This window comes from Actinoplanes italicus, from assembly GCF_003001815.1.
GTDB classification, from domain to species: Bacteria; Actinomycetota; Actinomycetes; order Mycobacteriales; family Micromonosporaceae; genus Actinoplanes; species Actinoplanes italicus.
This window is the reverse complement of sequence record NZ_PVMZ01000005.1, coordinates 268029-294397: the sequence shown is the minus strand read 5'-3', so window position 1 is coordinate 294397 and position 26369 is coordinate 268029. Positions and strand designations below refer to the sequence as shown.

General features: G+C 71.2%; 23 protein-coding genes. 11 read left to right on the top strand and 12 right to left on the bottom strand.

Features of this window, described 5'->3' with window-relative positions:
* Nucleotides 1-31: 31 nt before the first annotated feature.
* The gene (locus tag CLV67_RS15175; RefSeq protein WP_106318719.1) at nucleotides 32-661 is read left to right on the top strand and encodes a maleylpyruvate isomerase family mycothiol-dependent enzyme; all 630 of its coding nucleotides are present in this window, start codon (nucleotides 32-34) and stop codon (nucleotides 659-661) included.
* On the opposite strand, the gene CLV67_RS15170 is transcribed toward CLV67_RS15175, so the two are convergent.
* The 4 genes from CLV67_RS15170 to CLV67_RS15155 all read right to left on the bottom strand — a co-directional run bounded on the left by CLV67_RS15170 (nucleotide 642) and on the right by CLV67_RS15155 (nucleotide 4508).
* Entirely contained in the window at nucleotides 642-1433 is a 792-nt protein-coding gene (locus tag CLV67_RS15170) for an alpha/beta fold hydrolase (protein WP_106318717.1), read from the bottom strand. The two genes, CLV67_RS15175 and CLV67_RS15170, sit on opposite strands and share 20 nt — an antisense overlap.
* A gap of 3 nt (nucleotides 1434-1436) precedes the next feature.
* Entirely contained in the window at nucleotides 1437-2123 is a 687-nt protein-coding gene (locus tag CLV67_RS15165; protein ID WP_239166205.1) for a hypothetical protein, read from the bottom strand.
* A 9-nt stretch (nucleotides 2124-2132) separates the two neighbouring features.
* Entirely contained in the window at nucleotides 2133-3851 is a 1719-nt protein-coding gene (locus CLV67_RS15160) for a serine/threonine-protein kinase (protein WP_106318716.1), read from the bottom strand.
* An 87-nt stretch (nucleotides 3852-3938) separates the two neighbouring features.
* A complete protein-coding gene (locus tag CLV67_RS15155) occupies nucleotides 3939-4508 on the bottom strand; it encodes a hypothetical protein (protein WP_170153873.1) in 570 nt (189 codons plus the stop codon).
* A 108-nt stretch (nucleotides 4509-4616) separates the two neighbouring features.
* Here CLV67_RS15155 and CLV67_RS15145 point away from each other — a divergent pair, with 108 nt between their 5' ends.
* Genes CLV67_RS15145 through nadE form a run of 3 tightly spaced genes read left to right on the top strand, consistent with a single transcriptional unit; the run spans nucleotide 4617 to nucleotide 8045 of the window.
* Nucleotides 4617-6548: a sensor histidine kinase gene (locus CLV67_RS15145; RefSeq protein WP_146169148.1), complete on the top strand. Its 1932-nt coding sequence runs from the start codon at nucleotides 4617-4619 to the stop codon at nucleotides 6546-6548.
* The gene (locus tag CLV67_RS15140; protein ID WP_106318710.1) at nucleotides 6539-7183 is read left to right on the top strand and encodes a response regulator transcription factor; all 645 of its coding nucleotides are present in this window, start codon (nucleotides 6539-6541) and stop codon (nucleotides 7181-7183) included. The genes CLV67_RS15145 and CLV67_RS15140 overlap by 10 nt, the downstream gene beginning before the upstream one ends.
* 19 nt (nucleotides 7184-7202) lie before the next feature.
* Nucleotides 7203-8045, top strand: a complete 843-nt coding sequence (gene nadE / locus CLV67_RS15135) for an NAD(+) synthase (protein WP_106318708.1) — start codon at nucleotides 7203-7205, stop codon at nucleotides 8043-8045.
* Here the strand turns inward: nadE and CLV67_RS15130 are convergent.
* Nucleotides 8032-9078 (bottom strand): DUF1707 SHOCT-like domain-containing protein, encoded by a 1047-nt coding sequence (locus CLV67_RS15130; protein WP_106318706.1) that lies wholly within the window; start codon nucleotides 9076-9078, stop codon nucleotides 8032-8034. The genes nadE and CLV67_RS15130 overlap by 14 nt on opposite strands.
* 850 nt (nucleotides 9079-9928) lie before the next feature.
* On the opposite strand from CLV67_RS15130, the gene CLV67_RS15125 reads away from it, so the two are divergent.
* The 3 genes from CLV67_RS15125 to CLV67_RS54240 all read left to right on the top strand — a co-directional run bounded on the left by CLV67_RS15125 (nucleotide 9929) and on the right by CLV67_RS54240 (nucleotide 12105).
* On the top strand, nucleotides 9929-10471 hold the full coding sequence (locus CLV67_RS15125; RefSeq protein WP_203736999.1) for an HD domain-containing protein: 543 nt from the start codon (nucleotides 9929-9931) through the stop codon (nucleotides 10469-10471).
* Between the two features lie 373 nt (nucleotides 10472-10844).
* Nucleotides 10845-11606 carry an ApeA N-terminal domain 1-containing protein gene (locus CLV67_RS54745; RefSeq protein WP_170153872.1) on the top strand — a complete coding sequence of 254 codons (762 nt, stop codon included), beginning with the start codon at nucleotides 10845-10847 and terminating at the stop codon, nucleotides 11604-11606.
* Nucleotides 11575-12105 (top strand): HEPN domain-containing protein, encoded by a 531-nt coding sequence (locus CLV67_RS54240; protein WP_373873139.1) that lies wholly within the window; start codon nucleotides 11575-11577, stop codon nucleotides 12103-12105. The genes CLV67_RS54745 and CLV67_RS54240 overlap by 32 nt, the downstream gene beginning before the upstream one ends.
* Before the next feature lie 132 nt (nucleotides 12106-12237).
* On the opposite strand, the gene CLV67_RS54235 is transcribed toward CLV67_RS54240, so the two are convergent.
* From CLV67_RS54235 to CLV67_RS15095, 6 genes are all read right to left on the bottom strand, one after another.
* Nucleotides 12238-12360, bottom strand: coding sequence for a hypothetical protein (locus CLV67_RS54235; RefSeq protein WP_275414892.1), 123 nt, complete (start codon nucleotides 12358-12360; stop codon nucleotides 12238-12240).
* 147 nt (nucleotides 12361-12507) lie between these two features.
* Complete coding sequence (locus tag CLV67_RS15115; protein WP_106318704.1) at nucleotides 12508-12855, bottom strand: hypothetical protein; 348 nt, start codon at nucleotides 12853-12855, stop codon at nucleotides 12508-12510.
* A gap of 282 nt (nucleotides 12856-13137) precedes the next feature.
* On the bottom strand, nucleotides 13138-14355 hold the full coding sequence (locus CLV67_RS15110) for a cation:proton antiporter (RefSeq protein WP_106318702.1): 1218 nt from the start codon (nucleotides 14353-14355) through the stop codon (nucleotides 13138-13140).
* Nucleotides 14356-14451: 96 nt separating this feature from the next.
* On the bottom strand, nucleotides 14452-15867 hold the full coding sequence (locus CLV67_RS15105; protein ID WP_106318700.1) for a P-loop NTPase family protein: 1416 nt from the start codon (nucleotides 15865-15867) through the stop codon (nucleotides 14452-14454).
* A complete protein-coding gene (locus tag CLV67_RS15100; protein ID WP_106318698.1) occupies nucleotides 15864-17801 on the bottom strand; it encodes a P-loop NTPase family protein in 1938 nt (645 codons plus the stop codon). The genes CLV67_RS15105 and CLV67_RS15100 overlap by 4 nt, the downstream gene beginning before the upstream one ends.
* 32 nt (nucleotides 17802-17833) lie before the next feature.
* Nucleotides 17834-18682 (bottom strand): IniB N-terminal domain-containing protein, encoded by an 849-nt coding sequence (locus CLV67_RS15095; protein WP_106318696.1) that lies wholly within the window; start codon nucleotides 18680-18682, stop codon nucleotides 17834-17836.
* Between the two features lie 223 nt (nucleotides 18683-18905).
* On the opposite strand from CLV67_RS15095, the gene CLV67_RS15090 reads away from it, so the two are divergent.
* Genes CLV67_RS15090 through CLV67_RS15075 form a run of 4 tightly spaced genes read left to right on the top strand, consistent with a single transcriptional unit; the run spans nucleotide 18906 to nucleotide 24727 of the window.
* Nucleotides 18906-19868 carry an acetate and sugar kinases/Hsc70/actin family protein gene (locus tag CLV67_RS15090; RefSeq protein WP_106318694.1) on the top strand — a complete coding sequence of 321 codons (963 nt, stop codon included), beginning with the start codon at nucleotides 18906-18908 and terminating at the stop codon, nucleotides 19866-19868.
* The gene (locus tag CLV67_RS15085) at nucleotides 19865-22312 is read left to right on the top strand and encodes a LuxR C-terminal-related transcriptional regulator (RefSeq protein ID WP_106318692.1); all 2448 of its coding nucleotides are present in this window, start codon (nucleotides 19865-19867) and stop codon (nucleotides 22310-22312) included. The genes CLV67_RS15090 and CLV67_RS15085 overlap by 4 nt, the downstream gene beginning before the upstream one ends.
* Entirely contained in the window at nucleotides 22309-24003 is a 1695-nt protein-coding gene (locus CLV67_RS15080) for a sensor histidine kinase (protein WP_170153871.1), read from the top strand. Before CLV67_RS15085 ends, CLV67_RS15080 begins: the two co-directional genes overlap by 4 nt.
* A complete protein-coding gene (locus tag CLV67_RS15075) occupies nucleotides 23996-24727 on the top strand; it encodes a cellulose binding domain-containing protein (RefSeq protein WP_146169142.1) in 732 nt (243 codons plus the stop codon). Before CLV67_RS15080 ends, CLV67_RS15075 begins: the two co-directional genes overlap by 8 nt.
* Before the next feature lie 5 nt (nucleotides 24728-24732).
* Here CLV67_RS15075 and CLV67_RS15070 read toward each other — a convergent pair whose 3' ends face one another.
* On the bottom strand, nucleotides 24733-26310 hold the full coding sequence (locus CLV67_RS15070) for a methyl-accepting chemotaxis protein (RefSeq protein WP_106318686.1): 1578 nt from the start codon (nucleotides 26308-26310) through the stop codon (nucleotides 24733-24735).
* Between the last annotated feature and the right edge of the window lie 59 nt (nucleotides 26311-26369).

The following is a 26369-nucleotide window of genomic DNA, read 5'->3' as shown; positions in this document are numbered from 1 at the left end:
CGGTAGTGGCAACTACTGTTTTAGTAGCTCGATGAAAGCCCTTGTTTGGAGCACGGTTCGTCACGAACGTCACGCCCTGGTCCGTGACCTGGCCGCTCTGACGGCGGAGCAGTGGACTGCGCCCACCGCCTGCGCCGGCTGGGACGTGCACGACGTCGTGGCTCACCTGGTCGACAGCGCGAAGGCGACGAGAATCGGTTTCGTACGCGACATGATCGCGGCCCGGTTCGACTTCGACCGGCAGAACGCCCTCGGCGTCGCCCGCGAACGGCACGACGACCCCGCGCAGACCCTCGCCGCGTTCCGGGCCGTCGTCGAGCGCACCAGCACCCCGCCCGCACCGATCGCCACCCGCCTGGTCGAGGCGTTCGTGCACGGCGAGGACATCCGGCGTGCCGTCGGGCTCACCGGCGACTACCCGCCCGACCAGGTCGCCGCCGCGCTGGAGTTCCAGCTGCGCACCACCGTGAAGATGGGCGGCGGCCGGGAACGCGCCGACGGGCTGCGGCTCGTCGCCTCGGACGCGACCGTCGACACCGGCAGCGGGCCGGAGGTGAACGGATCGGCTCTCGCCCTACTGCTCGCCGTCTCCGGGCGCCCGGTGCGCCCGGACGAGCTCACCGGACCCGGAACTCAGGCCCTCATCGGAGGAAATCCCTGAGCACCCGGATCCAGGCGTCGTGCTGTTCCAGGTGCGCGTCGTGCCCGCAGTCGGCGATGACGGTGTGGGTGACCTCGGGGCGCGTCCTCAGCATCCGCTGCGACTCGGGCGCCTCGATGACGCCCCGCTCGGCCAGCACCAGCAGGGTGGGAGCCTTCACCCGCTGCCATTCGTCCCACCGGGCCAGCGCCGCCACCGGGGTGATGGCGGCCCGCATGACGTCGGCGTCGAACCGGGGCCGGAGCCCGTCCGCGCACTGCTCCAGGTCATCGAGCCACGCCCGCGCGATGGGTGTCGATCCGAGGAAGCCGGCCGCCGTGCCGGGGTCCGGGAACGGCACCGGCCAGGACGAGAAGAACGCGCCCAGCTTCGCCGGATAGTCACCCTCGTCGCCGCCGACGCCGGCCTCCAGCATCACCAGCCGGCCCACCACATCGGGATGCCAGGCGGCGGTCAGCATCGCGGTGTGCCCGCCCATCGACTGCCCGGCGATCGTGACCGGCCGCCCACCGGCGAGCTCGTGCACGACGGCCACGACGTCGTCGACGTACGCCCGCCGGGAGACGTCCTCCGGCCGGCGGGTCGCATGGCCGTGGCCGCGCTGATCCACCGCGATCACCCGGTGGTCAGGCAGCAGGGCGGCGGCCGTGGGCAGCATCTCCCGCGCGCTTCCGGCCAGGCCGTGCAGCAGGACGACCACGTCGTCGCCACCCGGCCCGCTGTCTAGGCAGGACAGGGTGACGCCGTCCCGATGCACCTCGACCCTGCGCACCGCTCAGCCACGCTCGCAGCGGTACGTGATCTCGGCGCCCGCCTGGACCGGGGACGGCTCGAGGATGTTGACGGTGGCGGTCTCGGTGGTCGTGCCGGCGCCGCTGAACGTCCACTTGAGGGTGAGCGCGGCCGTGTCCTGGCCGCTGCCGACCTGCTCGGTCAGCACGGCGCCGGGCGCAGCGTCCGAACGGAACCACTGGTAGCGGATCACGCCGCTCCTGCCGTTGGTACGCACGGTGGCGACCACCTCGACGGTGACATCGCAGCGGTCACCGGCCGGTTCGGGTACGGCCACCGAAACGCCCTCGACCTCGAGCGGGCTCAGCCGCTGCCAGATGTAGAAGCCGACCACCCCGATCAGCGCGAACGTGACCAGGCTCGACAGCAGCGACACGAGGCGGCGCCAGACCGGCCTCGGCCGCTTCGCCGGGGCCGGTTCCGGCCATGACGGGCTGGGTGCCGGGGTTGCGGGCACTCCGGGGCCGAAGCGCATCTCCCGCTCGGCGCGCACCGTCGCCTCCGGCGCGTTCCGGTACGCGGTCTGCGGATGCATGCTCCTCGCCGGCGGGGTGAGGTTGACGGTCGCGTCCGGGTCGCCGAGGTGCGCGGTGGGGTTGCTGAAGTTCACCGTGCGAGCGGGACCGTCGACGGTCGCCCACGGATCGACGGGTTCCTCCGGCCGGGTCACATCCGCCTCCTAACCGGGCGTGCAGAAGTTCACGAGGGTCACGGTCGCCGACGACCTCGAGCGGCCCGAGTTGCCGGCCGGGTCCACGGCGACGATCGCGACCGCGATGCGGGTCTCCGTCTTCGGGATCGGCAGCGGGCCGAGCGTTCCCTGGAAGACATTGCGGCCGGCCGACTTCATCGCCACGGTGGAGGTCGTGCCGTTGAGGGTGTAGCGGAAGGTGACCCTCAGCGCGGCCGCGGCGCTGCGGTCGTCGGTGACGCCGGCCGTGATGGTGCTCGCGCGCCGGCCGTACTGGCAGCCTTCCCCCTCGATCGCCGTCGGGCTCGCCGTGGGTGCGCCGACCGCCGGAGCGGTGGTGTCCGCCGGGGGCGGTGGTGAGGTGCTGACCGACGGGCTCGGGGCGGGTGTGGTGGTGGTCGGCGGGGCGGCCGGTGACTTGCTGGGCGTGGTGCCCGGGGTCGCCGTTGCCGGATCGGCCGGCGTCGCCGAGTCGCCCGGTGACGCCGAGACCGACGGTGACGCAGGCACCGCCGGCGACGCCGAAGCGACCGGAGGGACGGGGGCGGACGGCCCGGTCGCCGCCGGATCGGTGGGGGCCAGGGTGGTCAGGCCCTCGGCCACGATCGGCTTCCCGTCGGCGGCCACCGCGTACTGGTAACCCACCCCGCCGATCAGCAGTGCGGCCACGGCGGCACCGGCGGCCAGGACGGTCAGCTTGCGGTTGCCGCGGATACCACGGGGACGGCCCGCCGCTGCACCACCGAGACGGCCTGCCGTCGAGCCACCGGGGCGGCCCGCCGTCGTACCACCGAGTGCCGTCGAGGCGACGCTGGTGGCGCCCGAGTTGCCGTCCGGGAACGGCCACAACGCGGCGAGCAGGGCGGCCCGGCGTGCCAGCTCGCGCAGGCCGCGGTCCTCCCAGTCCGGGCCGTACGCCGCACCGGCCACGCTCTCGAGGATGTCGAGGAACGCGACGGCGTGCGGCGGCCGGTCGGCGGGCTGCTTGGCCATGCCGTGCCGGAGCAGGTCGTGCACCGGCGCGGGGGCCGGATCGGTCGGGATGGGCGCGTTGGCGTGCTGGTCGTGCAGGGCGAACAGGTTCGTCCCGTCGTACGGCGGCCTGCCGGTGAGACATTCGAAGAACGTGGCCGTGGCGGCGTAGATGTCGCAGGCCGGTGTCGCCGGTGCGCCGGTCCACTGCTCCGGGGCCATGTAGCGGGGCGTGCCGGAGACGATGGCGCCGGTGCCCGTACCGACCGGTGTGGCGATGCCGAAGTCGGCGAGCTTGCTCTGGCCCTCGCCGGTGACCAGCACGTTCTCCGGCTTGTAGTCGCGGTGCACCACCCGGCGGCGGTGCGCCGCGGCCAGTCCGGCGAGGGAGCCCTTGAGCACCGCCAGCGCCGACTCGGGCGTGGTCGGGCCGTGCTCGCGCAGCATGTGCCGCAGCGACACGCCGTTGACGAGTTCCATCACGATCGCCGCGCCGCCGGTGGACTCGACGTACTCGTACAGCCGGGAGATGTTGGGATCGTCGATCTCGCCGAGCAGTTGCGCCTCGCGCCGGAAGGCGGCGCGGAAGGACGCGTCGTCGCCGAGGGCGTTCGTCAGGTACTTGATCGCGACCGGGGTGCCGGTCGGGTCATGCGTGGCGAGCACCACGCTGCCCGACGCACCGGCGCCGAGCTGACGAACAGGCGTGTAGCCGGTCAGCTGCCAGCCGGTCATGCGAAGGACTCCACCATCCGGGGGCGGATCCTGCCTCCGCCGCGACGATCCATTCTGGCCGCGAACGGGGTAGCCGGGATCCGCGCATCAGCTGTTTTCGATGACCGGACGGGTGACCTCGAACGGTGCCGCTTGCCGTAGGGAGACGGCGGCCGCGCCGAACGCCGCGGTCAGCAGGAGGTTGGTCAGCACGGCCAGCCAGCCGAGGTTGGCGATGTGGGCGACCGGCCACAGCAGTCCGCCGGCCGCGACCAGCGCGACGGCCCAGGCGGGGACCCTGTGCCGCAGCATCACCGCACCGAGCAACAGCGTCAGCGGGAAGCACAGCCCGAGCGGCTTGATCAGGACGGCGGCTCCGGAGGCGTCGACCAGGTCGGTGTCGCCGAGGGAGACGTGGATGGTGTTGAAGCCGTACGCGACGTCACCGGCCGCGCCGAGCACTCCGGCCAGCAGCAACGCCACGGCCAGTGGGCCGTCGCCGAGGGTGGCCAGGCGGATCATCACGACGGTGTAGCCGGCGGCGGCGAGGACATGGACCACGCCGGCGGTGGGGTCGTCCCAGCCGCGGGTTGCGTAGAGCACGTCGGCGATCAGGTAGACGACAGGGGCGACGAGGAGCGACCCGGTGAGCAGCCGCTGCAGAGGTGTGGAGGTCATGGTGCCGACTGTCCTTGCCGCCGTCCCGCTGCGGATCCGGGCCGGCCCTCGAATGTCCCCAGGGTTAACCCCGGTCACAGGGCGGTCGTCCGCTGGCACGATACAGACGTGGATGCCGGGGCGGGGCCGCGCTGGGCGGTGGGCGCGGCGACGGCCGTGCTCGTCGCCGGTGGCTTCGTGCTCGGCCCGCACGTCGGGAACCTGCACAACGGCCTGATCGCGGCCTCGTTCACCGCCGTCGGGCTGTACGTGCTGGCCAATCGAACCGGCAATCGGGAGGGCCGGCTGTTCGTGGCGGTCGGCGTCGCGCACGCGGTCATGTTCGCGGGCCGCGAGTACGGCCTGCGTCCCGGGCCGCTGCCGGGTGCGAGCTGGATCGGCTGGCTCGGTGTCTGGCCGTTGCCGCTGGTGCTGGTCCTGGTGGGTGTCGCGGTGATGTGCTTCCCGACCGGGCGGCTGCCGTCGCGGGGCTGGGTGCCGGTCGTGGGCGTACTGCTCACCCTGGGGTTGATCCTCTCGACGGTGTCGGCGTTGTGGCCGGTGGAGTACGCACGGACCGGGCTGGTCGCCGCGCACCCGCTCACGGTGCCCGGGCGGGCGGCGGCCGAGGCGTTCTACGGGGTGGCCCGGCCGGTGTCCTATCTGCTGTTTCAGCTGACCTGGGTGGCCTGCGTGGCGGTGCGGGTGCGGCGGGCTCAGGGTGACGAGGCCAGGCAGATGCGCTGGTTCCTCTACGCCGCCACGGTGTCGGCCGCCGTGATGGTCACCGGCCTGGTGGTGTGGCACTCGCCGGTGCCGGGCACGCTGGCGGGGCCGTTGCTCGCGCTTGCGGCAGGTTCCGCGATCCTGCGCCACCGGCTCTACGACATCGATCCGGTGCTCAACAAATCGCTGGTCTTCGGGGGGATGGCCGTGCTGGTGACGGCCGGGTACGCCGTGGTGGTGACCGGTGTGGGCCGGCTGGTCGGCGGCTCCGGCACATGGCTGTCGCTGCTGGCCACGGCGGTCGTCGCGGTCACCTTCGAACCGGCGCGTGCCCGCTTGCAACGGCTGGCCGACCGGCTCGTCTTCGGCCGGCGCGCCACACCGTACGAGGCGCTGGCCCGGCTGTCGGCGCATTTGACCGCCCCGTCCGGCGGGCTGCTCGACGGCATCTGCGGCACCGTCGCCGACGCCGTCGCGGCACGTGAGGTGATCCTGTGGACCGGCACCGCCGAGGAGTTGAGGGCGGTGTCGGTCTGGCCGGTCACCACGCCGCGGCCGGCCGGCACCCGGACGCTGGCCGACCTGGACGCCGTGCCGGTGCGCCATGACGGCCGGTTCCGCGGGGCGATCACGGTGCGGAAGACGCCCGGTGAGACCCTGTCCGCCGCCGAGTCCCGCCTCGTCGGTGATCTCGCCGCGCAGGCCGGGCTGGTGCTGGAGTTGCGGGCGACCGCCCAGCGCCTGATCGTGGCCGGTGACGGGGCGCGTCGCCGGCTGGAACGCGACCTGCACGACGGCGCCCAGCAACGGCTGGTGACGGTGGCGATGGAGCTCGGTGCGGTGGTCCGGCTGGCCACCACGACCGGGGCGGCCGAGGTCGCCGAGCGCGCCGACGACGTCCGGAGGCAGCTGCTGGAGGCCACCGCGGAACTGCGTGAGATGGCCCGTGGACTGCACCCGGCCGTGCTGACCCAGGACGGCCTCGGACCCGCGATCGGGTTCCTCGCCGACCGGTCGCCGCTGCCGGTGCGGCTGACCATGTCGGTACCCCGGCGGCTGCCGGCCGAGGTCGAGTCGACCGCCTACTTCGTGATCAGCGAAGGTTTGACGAACGCCGCCAGACACTCCGGGTCGGCAGCCGTCGCGGTACGCGTCGAGCTGGACGCGACGGGCCTGACCGTGGAGGTTCACGACGAAGGGTGCGGCGGCGCCGAGTTCCGGTCCGGCAGCGGCCTGGAAGGGCTGGCCGACCGGCTCGCCATCCTGGATGCGCGGCTGAGCGTCGACAGCGGACCGGCCGGTACCCGCCTGCGGACGGTGATCCCGTGCGGGTGATGCTGGCCGACGACGCGGTGCTGTTCCGCGAGGGCCTGGCCCGGATCCTCACCGACTCCGGATTCACGGTGACCGGCCAGGCCGGGGACGGAGCCGCGCTGATCGGCCTGGTGCGCGCCGACCCGCCCGACGTCGCCGTGATCGACCTGCGCATGCCGCCCGGATTCTCCGCCGAGGGCATCGACACCGCGGCCGCCATCCGGGCGATGGCACCGGGCGTCGGCCTCATGCTGCTGTCGCAGTACGTCGAGGTGCACCATGCCCTGCGTCTGATGACCGATTTCGACGCGGGAGTGGGATACCTGCTCAAGGACCGTGTCTCCGACCTCACGGCGTTCGGGGCCGACGTACGAAAGGTGGCGCGTGGCGCGACGGTCATCGATCCGGAGCTGGTGACCCGGCTGGTCGCCCGTCGACGGGAGCGCGACCCGCTGGACATGCTCACCGGCCGGGAGCGCGACGTGCTGGCCCTGATGGCCCGGGGCCTGTCCAACGCCGCGGTCGCCGCCGACCTGCATCTGTCGGTCAAGACCGTGGAGGCGTACGTGACCTCGATCTTCGGCAAACTCGGCCTGGTCCAGCACGAGCGGGAACATCGTCGCGTGCTGGCCGTCCTGACCTTCCTCCGCGCTTGAGGGCCGTTAGAGTGCCTTGGTGACGAAGCTACGGGCACAGATCGTTGCCGACCTCGGAGTGAACCAGTCGATCACGCCCGAGGACGAGGTCCGGGAGCGGGTCGAGTTCCTGAAGGCCTACCTGCGATCCACCCCGGCCAAGGGTTTCGTGCTGGGCATCAGCGGCGGCCAGGACAGCACCCTCGCCGGCCGGCTCTGTCAGCTCGCCGCCGAACAGCTGCGGGCCGAGGGGCACGAGGCCGAGTTCGTGGCGGTGCGCCTGCCGTACGGGGTGCAGGCCGACGAGGGCGACGCGCAGATCGCCCTGGAGTTCATCCGCCCCGACCGGTCGGTCGCGGTCGACGTCAAACCCGGTGCCGACGCGGTGTCCGCCGCGACGGCCCGCGGCGCGGGAGTCGAGCTGCGCGACTTCGTCCGCGGCAACATCAAGGCCCGCGAGCGCATGGTCATCCAGTACGCGATCGCCGGTCAGCTGAACATGCTGGTCGTCGGCACCGACCACGCCGCCGAGGCGGTCACCGGCTTCTTCACCAAGTACGGTGACGGCGGCGTCGACCTCACCCCGCTGACCGGGCTGACCAAACGCCAGGGCGCCGCGCTGCTGCGGGCGCTGGGCGCGCCGGCGAGCTGCTGGCAGAAGGTGCCGACCGCCGACCTGGAGGACGACCGCCCGGCGATCCCGGACGAGGTGGCGCTGGGCATCACGTACGCCGACATCGACGACTACCTCGAAGGCGCTGAGGTCACCCCTGAGGTGGCTGCCAGGGTGGAGTCGCTGTATCTGGCCACCCGTCACAAGCGCACCGTCCCGGTCACCCCGCTCGACGACTGGTGGCGCGCTGTGACCTCTACGAGTAGATGACTTCGCGCATGAGCTTCGCTGTGGGCGCGTTCGGGCACAGCTTGTACACGGCTTCCAGCCGGTCTTCATCGAAGTGCTCGAAGTCTCGTACGGTGGTCGGGCGGGTTTCCTCGTCGGTGATCTCGTATTCCACCGTGTTGGCGCACAGCGAGATGAGCACGCCGAGCGAGTCGATGATGCTGTCGCCGTTGCCGATGCGCTGATCGATGACGACGGCCTTTTTCTCCGCCTTGGTCAGCCGGTGGGAGTCCGGCACCGAAGCCTCGCAGAAGTAGGTGCCGCTGTTTTCGGCCCACACCTCTTCGAGTGACGTGTACGTGACCTTGTCGTCGGAATCACCGACGTTGCATTCGATGGTGATCTCCCGAGGCGCTGTGGACGGGGTCGGCGTCGGGCTCGACATGGCCGGCGTCGCGGCATAGGTGGTGCTGCTGACGGTGGGTGCCGGCCGTGACGGCGAAGCGATCACCGCAACGGATGCGGCAGCAACGGGCGCTGCCGTCGTGGTCGTCTCAGGTTCACCTCCGGTCAGCGCGATGCCGGCGCCACCGGCCAGCACGAGCGCCGCAGCGGCGGCCGCGGCTTTCGCCGGGTGGCGCTGCGCGATCCGGACGACGGGAAGACCCGAGAGAACACGCAGGATGCCCGCGAGACCGGTCGTCGACGTCATCGCCGCTTGCGGGACGCTCCGGAACGCTCGCGGCAGGTCGGTGGTGAACCGGGTCAGCTCGGTCGCCCAGACGGTGTGGCTCACCCCGGCCGCCCGTTCCTCGAACTCCGGGAACTTCAGATATCCCTGAGCGGCGGCCTCACCCAGCCGCTCGACGACATGGGCGCGCTGTTCATAGGTAGCCCGGCGGAGGAGGTCCGTAGTGAAGGCCGCGAGTTCGTCGGCCCAGACCGTGAAGCTGGCCGCAGTGGACCGCTGCTCGAATTCGGGCAGGCTGATCCGCCCCTCGACGAGAGCCTGGTTGAGGCTCGCGACGACCTGCTCCCGCTGCACGTTACTGGCGCGAACCCGATGATCCGTCACAACCCGCTCCCCACGCCCCGCCCACTCGATGTCCGCGATATCGGCGGCTCAGGCTTTGACTTGAGGTCCGGGCCGGCATCCCGCAGCGCGTCGAAGGGGTTTCCCTGTTGCCCCACAGGGTCGCTGTGGGTTGGCCGACTGCAAGGGCGAGGCGAAGCCCCGAGAACGCCAGTTCGTCGCCCGCAGCCTCCAGCGACGAGCGGGCAACCTGATCCTCTGGCCCATCCTCGGCCGGGTGCCCCGACACCTGCACGAGTTCCAGCCCCGGACGCCCCGGCGCGGACCGCCCCCGGCCCAACCGACCCTGAGCGCCGAGGAACTCACCCGCTTCCTCGATTATCTCTTCACCATCGCCGACCGTGCACGGCGCGACGACGAGGCACTTCTCCGTCGCCAAGCCGTCTATCTACTCGGATTCGACGGCAGGACAGAGGCCGTCGACTGGCTCCGCACCGAATGGCATCGCGCTGGCCGAACCCGCCCGCCGGACCACGACATCGCCGGCCTACTGGCTGCCCGATCCGCCTCCGTGGCGCTGGCCGTCGGCGGGGACAGCTCCCACCTCTACGACTTCGTCGACCACATGACCGACCAGTCCGACGAGGTGGCCAACCTCAACTACTGGGCCTACTGGATCGGCGAGCTCAGCGACGAACAGACCGACGACGCGTTCATGCTCAGCGCCGACACCCGTTCGTGGACGGGCACCAGGCTGCTGCAACACCTGTTGGAGCGCCTCGACCCGGCATCACCGCACCGGCCGCTGAACATCTGCACCCTCCACGCCCTGATCGCCTCCCGCCCATCACTGCTCACCGAACGCCCCGTAGTTCGGTCCACGTTCGGCGAGGTGCTCGCCGCCTTCGGATACGAACTCGGCCTGCTCAAGCGCATCCGCCGAACCGGCTGGTGGCACGCCGGAGTCCGAGACCCCGAGTCCGTCGCCGAACACACCATGCGCACCGCCCAGCTCGCGGCCCTCATCGCGGCCGAGGAAGGCGCCGACCCGGCTCGTGCAGCATTCCTGGCCCTGTGGCACGACACCCAGGAGACCCGTACCGGCGACCTACCGCACACTGCCACCGCGTACCTGACCAAGCCCGACCCCTACCAGATCACAGCAGACCAGACCGACCGGTTGCCCAACCGCTCCCGAGACGCGGTCCGCGCCGCTGTCAACGAGTACGAGTCCCGTCAGACACCCGAAGCGCTGTGCGCCAAGGACGCCGACAAGTTGGAGATGCTCCTCCAGGCCATTGAATATCAGGACATAGGCGTGAGCCGCGTCGAGGGCTGGATTGACTCGGCACGTAAGGACCTCAAGACCGAGACCAGTCGTCGAATTGCTGAAGCTGCAGTGACCCTGTCACCCCTCGCATTGCGAGACCGATAGAGCTCGATCAACTGACTGATTTGTTGGCAAGAGAGCGTTTCGCGCGGATCTTCTTCAGGATGTCAACGCGCCCATATCGGCCAGCGGGTTGGCTTCGGGAAGTGTCGGCAAGGGAGACGTGACCATGCGGCCCGGATGGTCAGCGGCCGTCGCCGGTTTCACCCGTTATGGCGATTCTTGATCCCTGAACAGGGGATAGTATCGACAGAATGCAAGCACTCGATTCAACGGGAGAGTTTTGGCTTCCCGGCCCGTATGGCGTGAAACAGTATGGCCGCCTGGTCTTCGACCCGGTTGACGGTGCGTCGCTAACCCTCGCGGAAGCTCTGGTGGAACGTATGCCAACGGAGAAGAGCATGAGAAGGAAGGTGGTATGCGCCGCCGCATACTTGGCCTTCTTGACTACGGAAATTATCGCCAAAAGGTCACGCTGATCGACACCATCAACGGGAACCGTAGGCTGTACAGGCCAAACATCATCCTTATTGGAGGGCACTTCGAAACCGATGAAGAGACCGTCTTTGAGTCGGTCATTGTTCGCCTGCGAGACGCGGCGCCATGGGTCGATAGGAAAGCAATCACGGTGGATGACGATCGCCCGGTTGGTGGCGTTGAGCGGCGTGACATTGCATGCCGTCTAGATGTTCCCGAAAGAAGCCATGCCAGATTCTCGCGCGGTGAAATTGACCTAGCTTTCCACTGGTCTCGACATGATGTTGAGCTTGAGCGCTTCGCTGTCGAGTATTGGCCAGAGTTTACGATCGAGTATGATGAGCGAGCGTCGTTAGACGAGATTATTGAAGATGCGGGAAATCTGCAGAGTCTGTCTTCCCTGTGCGTAGACCGCTCCGACGTATTTATAAGCCTGCGCCTCTATCGCTCGGACCACCCAGTGACGAATCTTAACGGATCTCCGTTTGAAGGTACGCGTCGTCCGATAGAATTCAAGGCGCATGCACGAACCAGGGCAGCAGTTCAATGCAAAGCGAATAGACGCTCACAGGGTTGTCGTCCCCTTGGACGACTTCGGTGGCGTTACGGCGATCGCGACTTGGCTCGACCGAGTGCCTGGCGTTACTCCTATCGTCGGTTCACTGTTGACTATGCGGGCGCAAAGTGTTTACGCAGAGAATAGATTCCTAAACGTATCCTCCGCGGCGGAGGGTTTGCATCGAGCTTTCGTTGGCCGAGGCAGGTACATGCCGCAGTCAAGTTTCGACAAACTTAGGCGGGCAATACGCGAGCAGATGGTGCCGCCGGAGCATCAGGAGTGGTTCACGAACGTGATGGCGCACGCGAACGATTTCGACCTCGACCGCCGTTTGAACGACCTCGTAGCTGAACTGGGAAGTCTCGCCTCCTTCTTGGTCGGTGGGGACACCGCGATGTGGGTAAAAGCCGTCAAAAAAGCGAGGAACAACCTCACTCATCTTGATGATAATCGTCAGAGCTTTGACGGATCAGACTTGTACTGGCTGGCAGATAGCCTATTCCAGGTCACAAGGCTTTGCCTCCTGATGCGCACCGGCTTAGCTGCGGATCGGCTACCGAAGATTGTGAAACATATTTATGGCTGGAGCGATATCGGAAAGCTAGAGCGTGCAGTCGAACGCATCGCAGGCCAGCCGATATGACCTGACGGCAACCAAATGATTTTTCAGCGTGTAGCTGATAGAACTCGATTGTGCATCTGCGGCGTGATCTCGACGGGGTGGTTAATCAATTTCTTGGTGGGCCGCACTCGCACGCCGCGGTTCGCGTTTGGCCTAACTGCTGCGACGACGGATGCGGGAGAGGGTGTCCACTGCGGCGTCGTCGGCTTCGGGGAGGGTGTGTAGGTACTTCGGGGTGGTGGAGATGTTGGCGTGGCCGAGGCGCTCCTTCACCACCTGGAGATCTGCGCCGCCGACCAACAGTCAGGAAGCGTGAGCGTGGCGTAGGTCGTGGATGCGGACTCTGCCGATCTGGGCCTTCTCCAAGGCGGGGTACCAGACGTTTCATGCGGATCCAGGAGCGCGGGATGTTGCCATCGGTGGTCAGGTCTCGCTTGGCTCGCGGGGGTTCTTGCCGCCGGCTCGGCGCTGGGAACGGTAGATCGCGAATGCGGCCCTGGAGTGCTGGCAGCGGCACTTTGCGGCGGTGTAGGCGCTCAACGTGCCGTGACGGTACTGACGGCCATGGTCGTTCGGGTCGGTCAGGCCGAGCGTCTCCCGGTCGGGGACCACGCGGAGTTTCGGACCGGTGGCGTTCGCCGGGTCGCGGATCGCGAACAGGAGGTCGTCCGGGCGTAGGCGGTGCTCCTCGACCTTCGAGTACTCCTTCACCAGGAAGCGATCACCCGACGGGTCGAGGCGCTTGCTCAACTCGACGGCCACCCGGCTCACCAGGAGCGTATGAGTGGCGAAGTTGATGTCTCGAGGCCGAAGCTCGGTCAGCTCGCCCCCAGTGGAGACCCGTCTCGATATCGGTCTCGACCAGGAACCGGAACTCGTTCTCCGGCAGCACCGCGTACAGGTCGCCGACCTGCTCGGGAGTGACGATCTCCCGTACCTTCGTTGGGGTGGCCGGCCGCTCACTGCAGTCGGTCAAGTCGTGACGCCTCGCTGCCGCTACGCTCGGCATTGGGTCTCCGGAAGCTCTTCGGTTTGCGGCCTGGAGCGAGTCGATCATCGCACGTCTTCCGGGGTGGATCGGGGATCCCGGGTGACGGCTCTGCCGTACCGGCCGGCCAGCGGGTTGGCAGTGAGACCATGCACGAGGACGCTGATGAGCACGGTCAGGCCGATGACGGTGACCGCGCGGTCGGCGCCGGGCCCGAGTTCTTCGAGGCTGAGCAGGGCGAAGACCAGTGAGGCGAGGCCGCGCGGACCGAACCAGCCGATGAACAGCACCGTCTTGCGATCGAACCCGGCGCCGATGAGGGCCAGCGCGACAGGCACCATGCGTACGACCGTCAGGCTAAGAACCGCATACAGCACGGTGACGAGGTTGGCCGACTCCAGCACGATGGGGATGGCGATCGCACCGAACACGAGCCAGACGAGCAGCGACACCAGGCCCCCGGTCTGTTCCAGGAACACCAGCTCGGCGGGTCCCCGGGGGCCTGCCATGGCTCCGAAGGCGAGTCCGGCGCAGAAGGCCGCGATGAACCCGTTGCCGTGAACGGCGACCGAGGCGAGGTAGGCGACCAGCGCCAGGGCGAGCACGGCGATACCCGCGAAATCCTCGGAGGCCCACCCGCGACTCCGCGCCAGCCTCAGCAACCATCCGCCCAGTCCTCCGGCGACGATGCCGACGCCGAGGCCGATGCCCAGCTCGGCGAGCGCATGCGCAGAGGTCGGCGCTCCCTTGACCGCCTCGGCCGAGGCGGCGCCGGCCAGCGCGAACATCACCACGGGGGTGACGATGCCGTCGTTCAGGCCGCTCTCGACGGTGATCAGCTCGCGCACTCTTCTGGGTACGGCGGGGTTGGCGACGACCGGGAGCCCGAGTGCGGCGTCGGTCGGTGCGAGGGCGGCGCCGATCAGCAGGGCGAGCCAGAGGCTGAGGCCGGGGAAGAACCAGTAGGCCAGCGCGAATCCGGCGAGGACGGTCAGGGGCAGCCCGACGGCGAGCAGCCGCAGGTACCGGCTCAGGTCCCGGCGTACCTCGCTGAACGGCACACCGGCGGCGTCCGAGAACAGCACCAGAACCAGGGCGATCTCGACCAGGGGTTTCGTGTATCGCGGATCCGGCGACGTGTTGACGAGGCCGGTGGCGGCCATCAGCCCACCGGCCGCCACGAAGACGATCGGCGCGGTCAGATCGGCGCGCTGGAGACGGCCCGAGACGATGCCCCACGCGAAGATCAGCGCGGCGGTGGCCAGAATCGTCGTTGCGTGCATGGGCGTCGCTCCCGGTACGGCGAAGGTGACACTGCACCGGATTGTCGTCTCGCAGCCCGTTCACGGGATCACCCCGGCGGAACGAGGTCCAACCCTCTAGGACGCGGGGACCGTCCCGTCGGCGAGGATCGCCTCGCAGCTGCGCAGCACCACGGCGGCGGCCCGGCGCTGGGCCGGGGTGCGTTCGCCCGAGCCGGCCTCCCGGCTCCAGCGTTCGGCGCTGTCCTCGGCCACCGCCCAGATGTCGTCGACGGTGGCCTCGGTCGGCAGCCCGAGGCGTTCGCCCAGGCTGGTACCGGCGCCGCCCAGCAGCCGCTGTGCCTCGCGGGCCGTCTCGGCGGGCAGTGCCACCCGCCCGGATCGCAGCGCCGACAGCAGCCGCATCTCGGTGAAGTCGTGCGCGCCGGCCAGCAGCAGTTCCAGTTCGGCGAGCAGTTGCGCCGACGCGGGGAGCCGTTCGGTGCGCAGCAGGTGGTCGAGCACGATGAGCGCGGACCGGGCCTTGAGCGCGGCCCGCCGGGCCACGAACAGTTCCGCGATCGAGGTCTGCAGGTCCTTGAGGCCGCTGTACTCGTGCAGCCGCTCGCCCAGCGCGGCCGTCGTGCCCGCACCGGTGCGTACCAATGCCAGCGCCAGCCGGATCCCGCCGAGCCCGAACCGTCTGAGCAGTTCGATCCGGGTGCGCGGGTCTACTACGGGCAGCGCCCCGGCCGCGGTGAAGCGGTCGGTGGACAGCAGGTGTGGGTCGGCGTCGGCGCGGGGGAGTGCGGCGATCGCGGCCAGGGCCAGGAACTCGTCGTCACGCAGCGTCCGGGCGGCGTGCCCGATCAGCGGCGAGACCGCCACGACGTCCTGGCAGAGCGAGGCGATCAGCGGCTCGCGGCGGCGGCGACGGGCTGCCCTTCGTGCCTCCAGGAGCCCGTCCGGAAGCCCGTCGCCGTGGGTGTCCGCCCTGCTCTGCACGACGAGGGCGTGGACCGGGTACGCGGCCGGCCCGCGCAGGCCGCGGCCGGCTCGCAGGAAGTCCAGGTCGGGCTCGGCGATCCGGGGCGTGAGCAGCAGCACGGCGTCGGTCTCGGGCAGGATGCGGGCGGGCGTCAGGGACGGGCCGGTGTCGATCAGCTCGGTGCGCCGCAGCACCCGGCTGGGCCATTGCACGACCGCCCGGGGCGCTGCGGCGTCCAGGCCGAGGCGCAGCCCGTCGGCGGTGCGGGCGACCGGCACCTCGTAGGGCCGGCCGTGTTCCGGATGGCGCCAGGCCCGAGGCTGGGTGCCGTCGCGGTAGGTCACGAAGTCGGCCTGGCCGACCGGTGCGACCGTTTCCCCGACCAGGGCGTTGACCAGGGTCGACTTGCCGGTCCGGGCGGCTCCGGCGACCGCGAGGCGCAGTGGCCCGGTGAACCGTTCCACGGTGTGCCGCAGCCGCGGGTCGGCGTGCGGATGCCCGCGGTACACCTGCGCGGCCCGCATCAGCAGGTCGTGGGTGCGCCGTTCGAGCTCGTCGCTGATCAAGCCCGGGCCCGTTCGGTGAGTGCCTGCGCCTGGGTGTGCAGGTCGGCCAGCCGGGCCAGTTCCTCACGTAGCCGCCGGTTGTGCGCCTCCCGGGCGGCCGCGTCCCGGTCGGCGGCGGCCTTGGCGTTGCGCAGCGACTCCATGGCGTCTTCCTGCATGTCCTCGGTGACGGCGGTGAAGTGGTCGCGCAGCGCCCGCTGGGCCTGGCGGACGCTGTCGCGGGCGTCCTTGTTGAGCTTGGCGAAGATGTCGTCGACGTGCTGGCGTACCGCGTTGCGTGCCTCGGTCTGCCGCCGTTTGAGCAGTGTCTTGCTCTCGTCGCGGACGCTCTTGCCACCGAACAGGGCGCCACCGCCGATCGAGATCGGGTTGATCAGCGACATTCCGGCCAGGCTGGTGGCGAGACCGAACATCACGACCCCGCCGTACGATCCCCGCAGCCCGATGAAGAGCTTCTGCCCCGGGGTGAAGGTCGCCACGGGCGGCGCGTCGAGGGTCGACAAGTCCGACAGCGAGGAGCCGTCGGTGATGGCGAGCGCGGTGGACGGCAGCACGTCACCGGCCTCCGGCGGGAACATGCCGGCCGTGCGGCGGGCCATCCACTCGGTGCGCTCGGCCAGCCAGGACACGCTGGTCTGGGTCAGGTCCTGCACGGACTGGCTCAGCCACGGCTCGAACTCGTCCCAGCTCTTGGCCGGATCGTTGGTGGTGAAGAACTCGTCTGCCTCGGCGAGGAGTTTCTTCACGCCTTCGCGCAGGTCGTGCTCGATGTCCGACATCAGGTCGGCGACCTCGTCGGACAGCTTGTTCTGCCAGCGGACCGTGCATTTGCGCAGGTCGTCGAGGCGTCGATGGGTGGCCTGCAGATGCGCGACGGCGTCGGAGGAGCCGGCGGCGTCCTGGTTCTCCAGCTCGGTCCGCAGCGGCACGGCGAGCTCTTGCAGCGCGAGCCGGCCGAGTGCCCCGGCGGTGGCGCGGGCCAGCCGGTCCGGTTTGTCCTCGGCCATCCGCCGCAGGTGTACGAGCAGATCGGTGAACCCGGACTCGCGGTTGAGGGCCTCGTCGCCGGTGCGGACCGCGTGCTGCCGCAGCGACGACGACACGGCGGCCACCGCGGCGGGGATGCCGGCCTGGTTGAGCCGGATCCGGCTCTCGGCGAGGTCCCGGCGCCAGTCGGGGGCGTAGTCGGCCTTGGTGAGCACCACCAGCAGGCCGGGGAAGATCTGGCCGAGCCCGGCCAGAAGGGTCAGTTCGGCGTCGCTGAGCCGCCGTCCCGCCTCGCAGGCGTACAGGACCAGGTCAGCGCCGGCCTGGTCGGCGAGGTCGCGGGCCGCGATGATCGCCTGGTCCCCGGCTTCCGGCGACAGTGCGGGCGCGTCGATCAGTACGAGGCCGCCGGCCAGCAGCGACCGGGGCACGCCGATGTCGACGTGCACCGGCGCGCCGGCCGGCAGCGTCGCGGTGGCCTCGGCCAGCGACGCGGCGAGCCGGTCCGGGGTGAGCGGGATCCGGGCCTGCAGTCCGACCGCGGCGGTCCAGTCGGCGTCCACCGAATCACGCATGATCAGGTGCGCGACCGGCGTGTCGGCGTGGTGGACCACGGTGGCCACCGGCGTGTCGGCGTCCGGCAGCAGCCCGCACGCCGGTGCGTTGATCAGGGCGTTGACGAGCCGGCTGCGGCCCTGCTGAGCGGTGCCGGCCACCAGGACCCGCAGCTGCGGGTGCAGCAGGCGGGCCCGGCGGCGGGCGAGGCGTTCGGCGAGATCCGTCCGGCCGTGCGCGGCGCAGGTGCGGATCACCGCGTCCATGGTGTCCATCCACCACGGGTCGGTGCCGGCCGCGACGCCGCGCAGCGGATCGGGAGCCGGCCGGGGACGCGGAATCAGGGAGGCGGGAACCGTCTGTGCCGTCGTCCCGGCTTCCCAGCTCGTCATCCGCGTCCGTCAGCCTTTCGTCATGGTGCCCGTCACAGGATGCCGAACACCTCGCCGTGCGCGGGCGGCTGCTCGGTGACGTCGTGGCCGCCGCCCAGCAGACCCGTGACGCCGTTCAGGGTGTCGCCGACGCCGCTGACCGTACCGTTCAGCGTGTCGCCCAGGCCGTCGACGGCGTCGATCGACGTTACGGCTCCGAGGTCCGGCTGGATCAACGATCCGATCGAAGAGGTTGCCTCGTGGACCCCCGGGACGTCAAGAAGTCCGGATCCGGCGGGTTCCACCAACGACGGAACGTTCGTCACGGTATCGAGGACTCCGCCGAGCCCGTCGTTGAGTCCGACGTCGGCCGTCCCGGTGCTGTACGGCTGCACGCCGTACAGCGACGAGGTGTCGGCGGGCGAGGTCGTGACGGCCACCGCGCTGTCCACATCGAGCGCCGGGTCGTGGTCGGCCGACAGCCCGCCGACGGTCACCGTGCTGCCGACACCCAGGTCGAGGGCGCCGGGCAGCACCGACACCTGCGCCAGGCCGTCGGCCTCCAGGCCCAGCACCGTCACGTTGACGCTGCTCGTGGCGTTGACCTCCACCGCGTCGTGCGGCGCGACCTGCGCGGCGATCGCCTGCAGCTGCGCCACCGCGCCGGCCACGTCCAGGCTGGCCACGCCGGTGGTGAGGTCGTCGATGCCGTCCGGGCCGGTCAGGCCGGCGACCGGGGCGGAGTCGATCACCAGCGGCAGCACCTGCTGCACGTCGGTGGCGGTGATGTCGTCCAGCCCGGCGTGCCGCAGGGTCGCCTCCGGGTCCAGTTCGAACGCCGACCGGGCGGCCGGGTCGTAGATCAGGTTGAGAACGAAGTCCTGCAGGGTGGGCGAGGTCATTGTCGAACTCCTTGACGCTGGTGCGGGATCGAACGGCGCGGGCCCGGCGCCGAGAAGAAAGCTACGGCCGGGGACATCCACGGGCATCGGGGTCGGCTCCCCAACTCGCCCCGTCCGGCGATTAGGGGATTAGGGGATCTTCGGCGCCCGATTTTTGGGGGGACGTTTCAAACCCACCTTTTGGTACGAACATCGGGTACCGCCGGTCTGAGGAGTTGAACGCGTGTCCTACGTGCTGGGAATCGACATCGGTGTCGGCACCGTCAAAGCGGCCATCTGCCGACCCGCCGAGCCCGGCTGGGGGCCCGCCGAGCCGATCTCCCTGGGCGTCCGCTCACCGGTGGTCGCCTCCGCGCTGCGGATGACCGCCGACGGTGCCGTCGTCCCGGTCGAGGTGGGACAGCACCCGGCCGACGCGGTCGGCGGCTACCTGCACCGGGTCGGCGATCCGCTGCCGATGTACTTCGGCGGCGGCTACTTCCCGGCACACGGCTTGACCGCCGCGATGGCCCGCTGGGTGGTCGACCGCGTCTGGGAGATCATGGGTGAACCGCCGGTCCGCGTCGCGGTGGCGCATCCGTCCGGCTGGGGCGCAGGCCGTCTCGGGCTGCTGCAGGCCGGGCTGGCCGAGGCGGACCTGATGGGTTGCGTGCCGGTGACCCGCGCCCGCGCCGTGGTGGAGTGCCACCAGGCCGCCGGCCGCGCACCCACCGCCGGCGGGTTGCTGGGCGTCTACCGGCTCGGCGGGTCGACCGCCGAGGTGGCGCTGGTTGCGCCGCAGCAGCCGGGCCGGATGGAACTGCTCGCGTCCGCCGAGCTCAGCGACGTCGGCGGCTTCGAGGTGGACGGCCTCACCCCGGTCGACGCGCGTGGCCTGATCCGTCCCACCGTGGATCTCATGGCGGCGCTGGTCCGCAGCCGTGGTTACGGAACCGACGATCTCTCCGCCATTTTGATCGCCGGAGCGGATGGCACCGTATGCACGTACGTGTCCGACTTGCTCGCCGCGGTGTTCCCCGCACCGGTCGTGCGTGACCCCCAGCCCCGCATGACCGTGGCGATCGGCGCCGCCCTGGCCGGGCGGCCCGCCGTACCCGTCGATCCTCTGGCCGTCGCCGGTCCCACCGACGCGTTCGCGATCGTGCCGGCGGGACACCGCGTGGCGGTCCGGGCGGACGCCCGATGACCACCTCCGTCCTGGCCCGGGTCACCGCCGACCCGGCCGCGCCGCTGCACGCCTGCGTGGGCGCCCCCGGCGGGCACGGCAAGACCGCCCTGCTGCGGCAGCTGACCGACGCGTACCGCAGCGCCGGGGCGAGCGTCGCCGGGCCCTGGCCGCCACGGCACCCGGCCGCCGACCAGGTCCTGCTGATCGACGACGCCCACCTGCTCACCCCGCAGCAGCTCGACGAGCTGCGTGAGCACGCCGAACGTCCGGACGCGCGGATCGTGGTCGCGCACCGGCCGTGGCCCCGACGCCCGGAACTGCTGCGGCTCATCGAGGTGCTGCGCCGTGGCGGCCCGGCCATCACCCTGCCCGCGCTGACCCCCGCCCAGGTCGCCGAGCACCTGAGCGCCCCGACCGACGAGCTGGTCGCCTGGGTGATCGCTCAGACCTCCGGCATCGCCCGGTACGTGACCCGCCTCGCCGACGCGCTGCCTCCCGCCGGCCCGGGCAGCCCGCCGCACGTGCCGGTCGCGGCGCTGGCCCCGTTCGCCGCCGAATTCGACGAGCTCGACGCGAGTGTGCGCACCCTGCTGCTGGCCGTCGAAGCCGGTGCCGGGCTGTCGTTCGACCTGGTCGCCGCGGTACTCGACCATGACGCGAACGTCGCCGAGCTCGTCGACGCGGGCCGGGCCACCGGCATGCTGGCCGCCGACGGCACCCTTGTCCCGCTGGCCCGGCGGGCGATCGCCGCGCTCGCCCCGATCAGCCAGCGCATCGACGTACGGCAGCGTCTCGCCGCCCTGCAGATGGCCCGCGGCGGCCCGGTCCTGCCGCTGGTCCGCCCTCTGCTGCGGGTGGCCGCCGCACCCGGCCTGGTGCCCGGCGCCGCCGGCAGCGGCCTCGGCCACGTCTACGAGGCGGCCGGCGAGGAGGCCCTCGGCGACGACCCGGCGCTGGCCGCGGAACTGTTCGCGGCCGCCGCCGGAGCCGGTCGCACCACGGCGTCCCGGCGGGCCCTGGCCACCGCCCTTGCCGGGGACCTCGACCACGCGTCGCGGCTCACCGACCAGGTGCTGGCCGCCGGAACGCCCGAGCAGCGGGCCGAGGCCGCGTACGTCGCGGCCACCGTCCTGGCCCACCGCGGCCAGACCGCCCAGGCCGTCCGGCTGCACGAGTGGGCCGGCACCGACGTCGCGAACGGCTTCGCCGCGGTCGGCCTGATCGCCGTCGGACGGCTCGCCGACGCCCAGCGGCTGATCCGCCCCGACGACACCACCGGCCGCCCGCCGACCTCGCTCAGCGCCGCCGCGACCCTGATGGCCCGCGGAACCGCCGAATCGGTGACCGGCTCACCCGCCACCGCCCTGTCCAGCCTGGTCCAGGCGGCCACCCTGATCGACCCGGTCGGCCCGGCCGCGCTGCTGCCGGACAGCCCGGCCGCGGCCGGTGCCCTGCTCGCCCTGCACTGCACCGAACTCGACGTCGCCGACACCCTGCTGACCCGGGCCGAGCACCGGAGCACCGGCGGTGCGCTGCTCGCCACCCGGCACCACCTGCTGCGCTCCTGGGTGCTGCTGCTGCGCGGCCGGCTCGCCGAGGTGGAGCAGCGGCTGCCGGCCACGGCCGAGGCCACCGCCGCCCAGGGCCGCGACGACCTGTTCGCCGCCGCGCTGCGGGTCGCCCTGGCCCGCCGTAACGGTGACCTGGTCGGCCTGCGCAGCGCCTGGCCGGACGCCTGCCAGGCGCTGATCGGCCAGCCGGTCGAGCTGTTCAACCTGCTGCCGCTCGGCGAACTCGCGGTCGCCGCGGCCCGTCTCGGCGAGCTCCACCGGGTCGCCGGGCATCTCGCCGACGCGGACCGGCTCCTGGCCGAGCTCGGCGATCCGCCGGCGTGGACGGTGCTGTTGCACTGGTACCGGCTGCAGGCCGCGATCCTGGCCGACGACCAGCAGACCGCCCGCCGGTACGCCGCGCTGCTGGACGGCGGCCGGTCCGCCGGGCCGTACGCCGCCGCGTTCGCCGACGCCGCCGCGGTCTGGCTGGAGGTCCTGACCGGGCAGGCCGATCCGGAGGCGGTGGTGGCGGCCTCCCGGACGCTGAGCCTGGCCGGGCTCACCTGGGACGCGGCCCGGCTCGCCGGGCAGGCCGCGATCCGCACCTCCGACCGCAAGGCCATGGCGCTGCTGCTCGACTCGGCCCGCGCCATGCAGGACCGCGGAACCCGGGCGGACAGCCCGGCCGTGACCACCGGCCAGCAGCTGCTCAGCGCGCGGGAACGCGAGGTCGGCGCGCTGGTCCTGGCCGGAATGACGTACAAGCAGATCGCCGACCGGCTGTACCTGTCGGCGAAGACCGTGGAGCATCACATGGCACGTATCCGGCAGCGACTGGGCTGCGCCGACCGGCACGAACTGCTCAGCCGGCTGCGCGAACTCCTCGGCGACCCGGAGGCCACCCCGTGAGCCGCCGTCTCCGGCTGATCGGCGCGGTGCTGCTGGTCGCGTTCTGGGCCGCGGCCGCCGTCCCGGCCACCACCACGGCCGTCCGGGCGCTCGCCGACCGGGTCACCACCGACCGGCTGGACCGGCCGGTCGACGAGGCGGTTCTCGCCCTGGAGGCGGAACGACGGCTCACGGTCACCGGCCCGCCGGTCGTGGAAGTGAACGCCCAGCGGGCCCGGACCGACGACGCGGCCGGGCGGTTGCGGCGGGCGGATCGGTCCTGGCTGCACCTGCTCACCACTTCGGAGGCGGAGCGTACGGCCGACGAGCTGCTCAAACGCATGGAACGGCTGCCCGAGCTGCGGTCCTCGATCGACGACGGCGACCTCGACCGGCGGCAGGCCGTCACCGCGTACGCCGATGTGATCGACCCGTCCGGTGCCGCCGCACCGACCGTGCGCACCGCCCCGGGCGGCAGCACCGGCGACGGCATCCTCGCCCTGAGCCGGTCCCGGGAGATCCTCGCCGAGCAGGATGCCCTGCTGGCCGCCACCGCGGCCGGGCGCGGCCCGACCGAGACCGACCGGATCCGGCTCACGCAGCTCGCCGGCACCCGGCGTGCCCTGTTCACCGCCGCGGGAGCGGGCCTGCCGCCCGAGGCCGACCGCCGCCACCGGGATCTGGCCGCCGCACCGGCGATGGCCCGGCTGCACGCCATCGAGAACGACCTCGCGGCCGAATCCAGCGGCATCCCGGACCCGGCCGCCTGGTCACCCACGTTCAACGAGCTCAACACGGCACTGTGGGATCTGCAGGACCGCGCGGTGCAGGAGGCCGCCGCCGCCGCGACCCCACGGGCGGTGACGGCGACCGTCTGGGCCGGAGCCGTCGCCGGTGTGGGTCTCGTCGCGCTGATCGCCCTGCTTGTCGTGGCGCTGCGCAGGCGTACCGCCGGCAACGCGGATCCGGCCCCGGCCCACCGGACCGCCTTAGCCGGACCGCGGCACCGGCCCGACGGGCTGCTGCACGACCTCGAGCGCCGCAACCAGGGTCTGCTGCACCGGCAGCTGCGGCTGCTCGACGCGCTGGCCCGCCGTGCCGCCGACGAGGAGACGGCCGCCGACCTGCGGCGGGCCGGGAACCTCGGCAGCAGGCTGCGCCGCAATGTCGAGAAGGGCGCCATGCTCACCGGCGGCATCCTGGAGCGCCGCTGGCCGCGCCTGGTCCCGATGGCCGATGTCCTGCGGGACGCGGCCGCCGAGATCGGTGATCACGATCGGGTCACCATGGCCGGCCCCGAGCCGACCTACCTGGCCGGGACCGCCGTGACCGACGTGACCCATCTGCTCGCCGAACTGATCGAGAACGCCGCCACCTTCGCCCCGGCCGACTCGCCGATCGTGGTCGCCGGTCAGCACGACGGCACCGGCTACCTGATCACGATCACCGACGTGGGCCCCGGCATGACCGACGACGACATCGCCACCGGTCACGAGGTGATGGCCGCGTCCGAACCGCCGCCCGGTGGCACCTGGTGGGGGTTGTGGGCGGCAGGCCGGTTCGCGGCCCGCCAGGACGTCGCGGTCGAACTCGTCAACGGACCCGGCGGCGGACTCGTCGCGGCCGTGCGCATTCCGCCGACCCTGGTCACCGGGCACGCCGACACCGAGGCCGAGCCGGACGCCGACCTGCAGGCGGTCGGCAATGAGTGAGAGGCGAACGCCCGCGGACGTCGTTCGTGACGCCGCGTGGCGGGTGGCCACGGCCATGCTGGCCGGTCCGTCGCCGGAACCCCGGGTCCGCCGGGCCGGAGGCGGGCGCCGCCCGCTGGCCGCGCGGTTGCTGCTGGTCACCGGTGCGCTGGCCGCGGTGGCGATCACGGCGGTGCTGGTCGTGCTGCTGGTGACCCGGCCGTACCAGCAGTCGGTCAAACCCGAGGAGGCCGCCGGGCTGCCGGAGGGGCAGCCCGCGCCGGTCACGGTGTCCCCGTCGGTCTCCCCGTCGGCGGCCGTCACCTCACCGGCCGCCGTCGTCTCCCGGTCGCCGGCACGCGCGGCGGGCATCGCCGGATCACGGTCGCCGGTGGCGAGCGCGAGCGTGGCTCCGGTGGCGCTGGCCGCCGGTTACACCACCACGCCGTACGTGGTCGGGCTGCTTGGCTACCGGACCGAGGTGACCGTCGCCAATCCGGGCGCCGCGAGCCGTACCGGATGGACCGTCACCGTCACGCTGCCCCGGTCCACTCTGTGGATCAACGAGGTCAAAGGCGCGACCGCCACGCAGCAGGATGCCGTGTGGACGTTCGTCCCGGACGGGACGACCGCCGCGGTCGCGCCGGGCGAGCAGGTCACGTTCTCGTTCGAGGTGCACGGCGCGACCCTGATCGACGCGGCGCCCGAGGACTGCCGCATCGACGGTACGCCGTGCACCTCCTGAGACGGTCAGTACTTGAACTGACCGACCAGGCCGTGCAGGGCCGAGCTCATCCGGGCGAGGTCGGCGACGGCCTGCTCCGAGGAGTCGATCGCGGTCGACGTCTCGGACACGGCCGTGGACACCGTCGACAGGCTGCTCGAGATCTCCCGGCTGCTCGACGACGCCTCGGTGACGTTGCGCGACATCTCGGACGTGGTCGCGGTCTGCTCCTCGACCGCCGAGGCGATCGTGGTCTGGTAGTCGTTGACCCGCGCGACGATCTCGGTGACCCGGCTGATCGCCTCGCTGGTGGCGCTCGCGCTCAGCTGGATGTCGTGCACCCGGCGGCTGATGTCCTCGGTCGCCCGCGCGGTCTCCTGCGCCAGTTCCTTGACCTCGCTCGCGACCACCGCGAAGCCCTTGCCGGACTCCCCGGCCCGGGCCGCCTCGATGGTGGCGTTCAAGGCCAGCAGGTTGGTCTGCTCGGCGATCGCGGTGATGAACTTGACGACGTTGCTGATCTCCGCCGACGAGTTGCCGAGCGCCGTCACGGTCTTGCTGGCCTCCTCGGCGACCCGGACCGCCTCGACACCGGCCAGGCTGGCGTCCGACGTGCTGTTGGCGATCTCCCGGATGGAGGCGCCCATCTCCTCGGCGCCGGCCGCGACCGTGGTCAGGGCGTTGCTCATCGAGTCGGTGGAGTCGGCGACCGTACCGACCTCGCGTGAGGTCTGCTGCGCCGAGCCGGCGATCTGACGGGTGCCGGCCGACAGCTCCTCACTGGCCCCGGCGAGCGAGTCGGCCTGCTCACCGATCTGCGAGATGATGCCCGCCAGCTTGGCGACGAACCGGTTGAACGTCGCGCCCAGGGTGCCGAACTCGTCACGCCGTGACTCGTCGACGCGCTGGGTCAGGTCGCCCTCGCCGTCGGCGATCTCGGCGAGCCGCCCGGTCAGGGCCGCCAGCGGGCGCAGGATGCTGCGCGACAGCAGCCACGCCAGCACGAGGACCAGCAGGGCGGCCAGCAGGACGCCGGTGACGACGGCGGTCCGCGACGCGTCAGCGGTCTCGTCGGTCGAGGCGGCCCGCACCGTCAGCAGGCTGGACTCCGCCTCGGCCATCTCGGTCAGCAGGCCGCGGATGTCGTCCATGACCGCCTTGCCCTGGTCGGTCAGCACGACGTCACGGGCGGCGGCGAACCCCTGGGTGCGGCGCAGTTCGATGGTTTCGTTCAGCTCGGCGAACTTGGCCTGGACCAGCGGGCGCAGCGCGTCGATGCGCTTCTGCTGGGCCGGGTTGTCGGCGGTCAGCTTGGCGACGACGTCGATCAGCCCGTCGATCGACTTGGAGGCGCTGTCGAACGGGGCGAGGTAGGAGTCCTTGCCGGTGATCAGGTAGCCCCGCTGGCCGGTCTCGGCGTTCTTGAGCGTGCCGGTGATCTCCTCGAGACCCTGCAGGACCTCGTAGGTGTGGACGACCTGACCGCTGTTGGTCTCCAGGGTGCTGGTGTTGCGGTACGCCAGGGCACCGACGACGCAGAGCACGACGAGGGGGATGACGAACGCGGCGACCAGTCGCGTGGTGACACGATACAACCAGGGCATCTACGGTGCCTCTCGATTCGGGAGACCACCGTCGGGTGTCTTGCTCTGGTCTCGCCGCT

Coding starts and splice junctions, on each gene's coding strand:
- CLV67_RS15070 (WP_106318686.1), bottom strand. CDS start 26,310: ATGCCCTGGTTGTATCGTGTCACCACGCGACTGGTCGCCGCGTTCGTC.
- CLV67_RS15095 (WP_106318696.1), bottom strand. CDS start 18,682: ATGACCTCGCCCACCCTGCAGGACTTCGTTCTCAACCTGATCTACGAC.
- CLV67_RS15110 (WP_106318702.1), bottom strand. CDS start 14,355: ATGCACGCAACGACGATTCTGGCCACCGCCGCGCTGATCTTCGCGTGG.
- CLV67_RS15175 (WP_106318719.1), top strand. CDS start 32: ATGAAAGCCCTTGTTTGGAGCACGGTTCGTCACGAACGTCACGCCCTG.
- CLV67_RS54240 (WP_373873139.1), top strand. CDS start 11,575: ATGCGGGCGCAAAGTGTTTACGCAGAGAATAGATTCCTAAACGTATCC.
- CLV67_RS15085 (WP_106318692.1), top strand. CDS start 19,865: ATGACCACCTCCGTCCTGGCCCGGGTCACCGCCGACCCGGCCGCGCCG.
- CLV67_RS54745 (WP_170153872.1), top strand. CDS start 10,845: ATGCGCCGCCGCATACTTGGCCTTCTTGACTACGGAAATTATCGCCAA.
- CLV67_RS15100 (WP_106318698.1), bottom strand. CDS start 17,801: ATGACGAGCTGGGAAGCCGGGACGACGGCACAGACGGTTCCCGCCTCC.
- CLV67_RS15155 (WP_170153873.1), bottom strand. CDS start 4,508: ATGACCTCCACACCTCTGCAGCGGCTGCTCACCGGGTCGCTCCTCGTC.
- CLV67_RS15075 (WP_146169142.1), top strand. CDS start 23,996: ATGAGTGAGAGGCGAACGCCCGCGGACGTCGTTCGTGACGCCGCGTGG.
- CLV67_RS15160 (WP_106318716.1), bottom strand. CDS start 3,851: ATGACCGGCTGGCAGCTGACCGGCTACACGCCTGTTCGTCAGCTCGGC.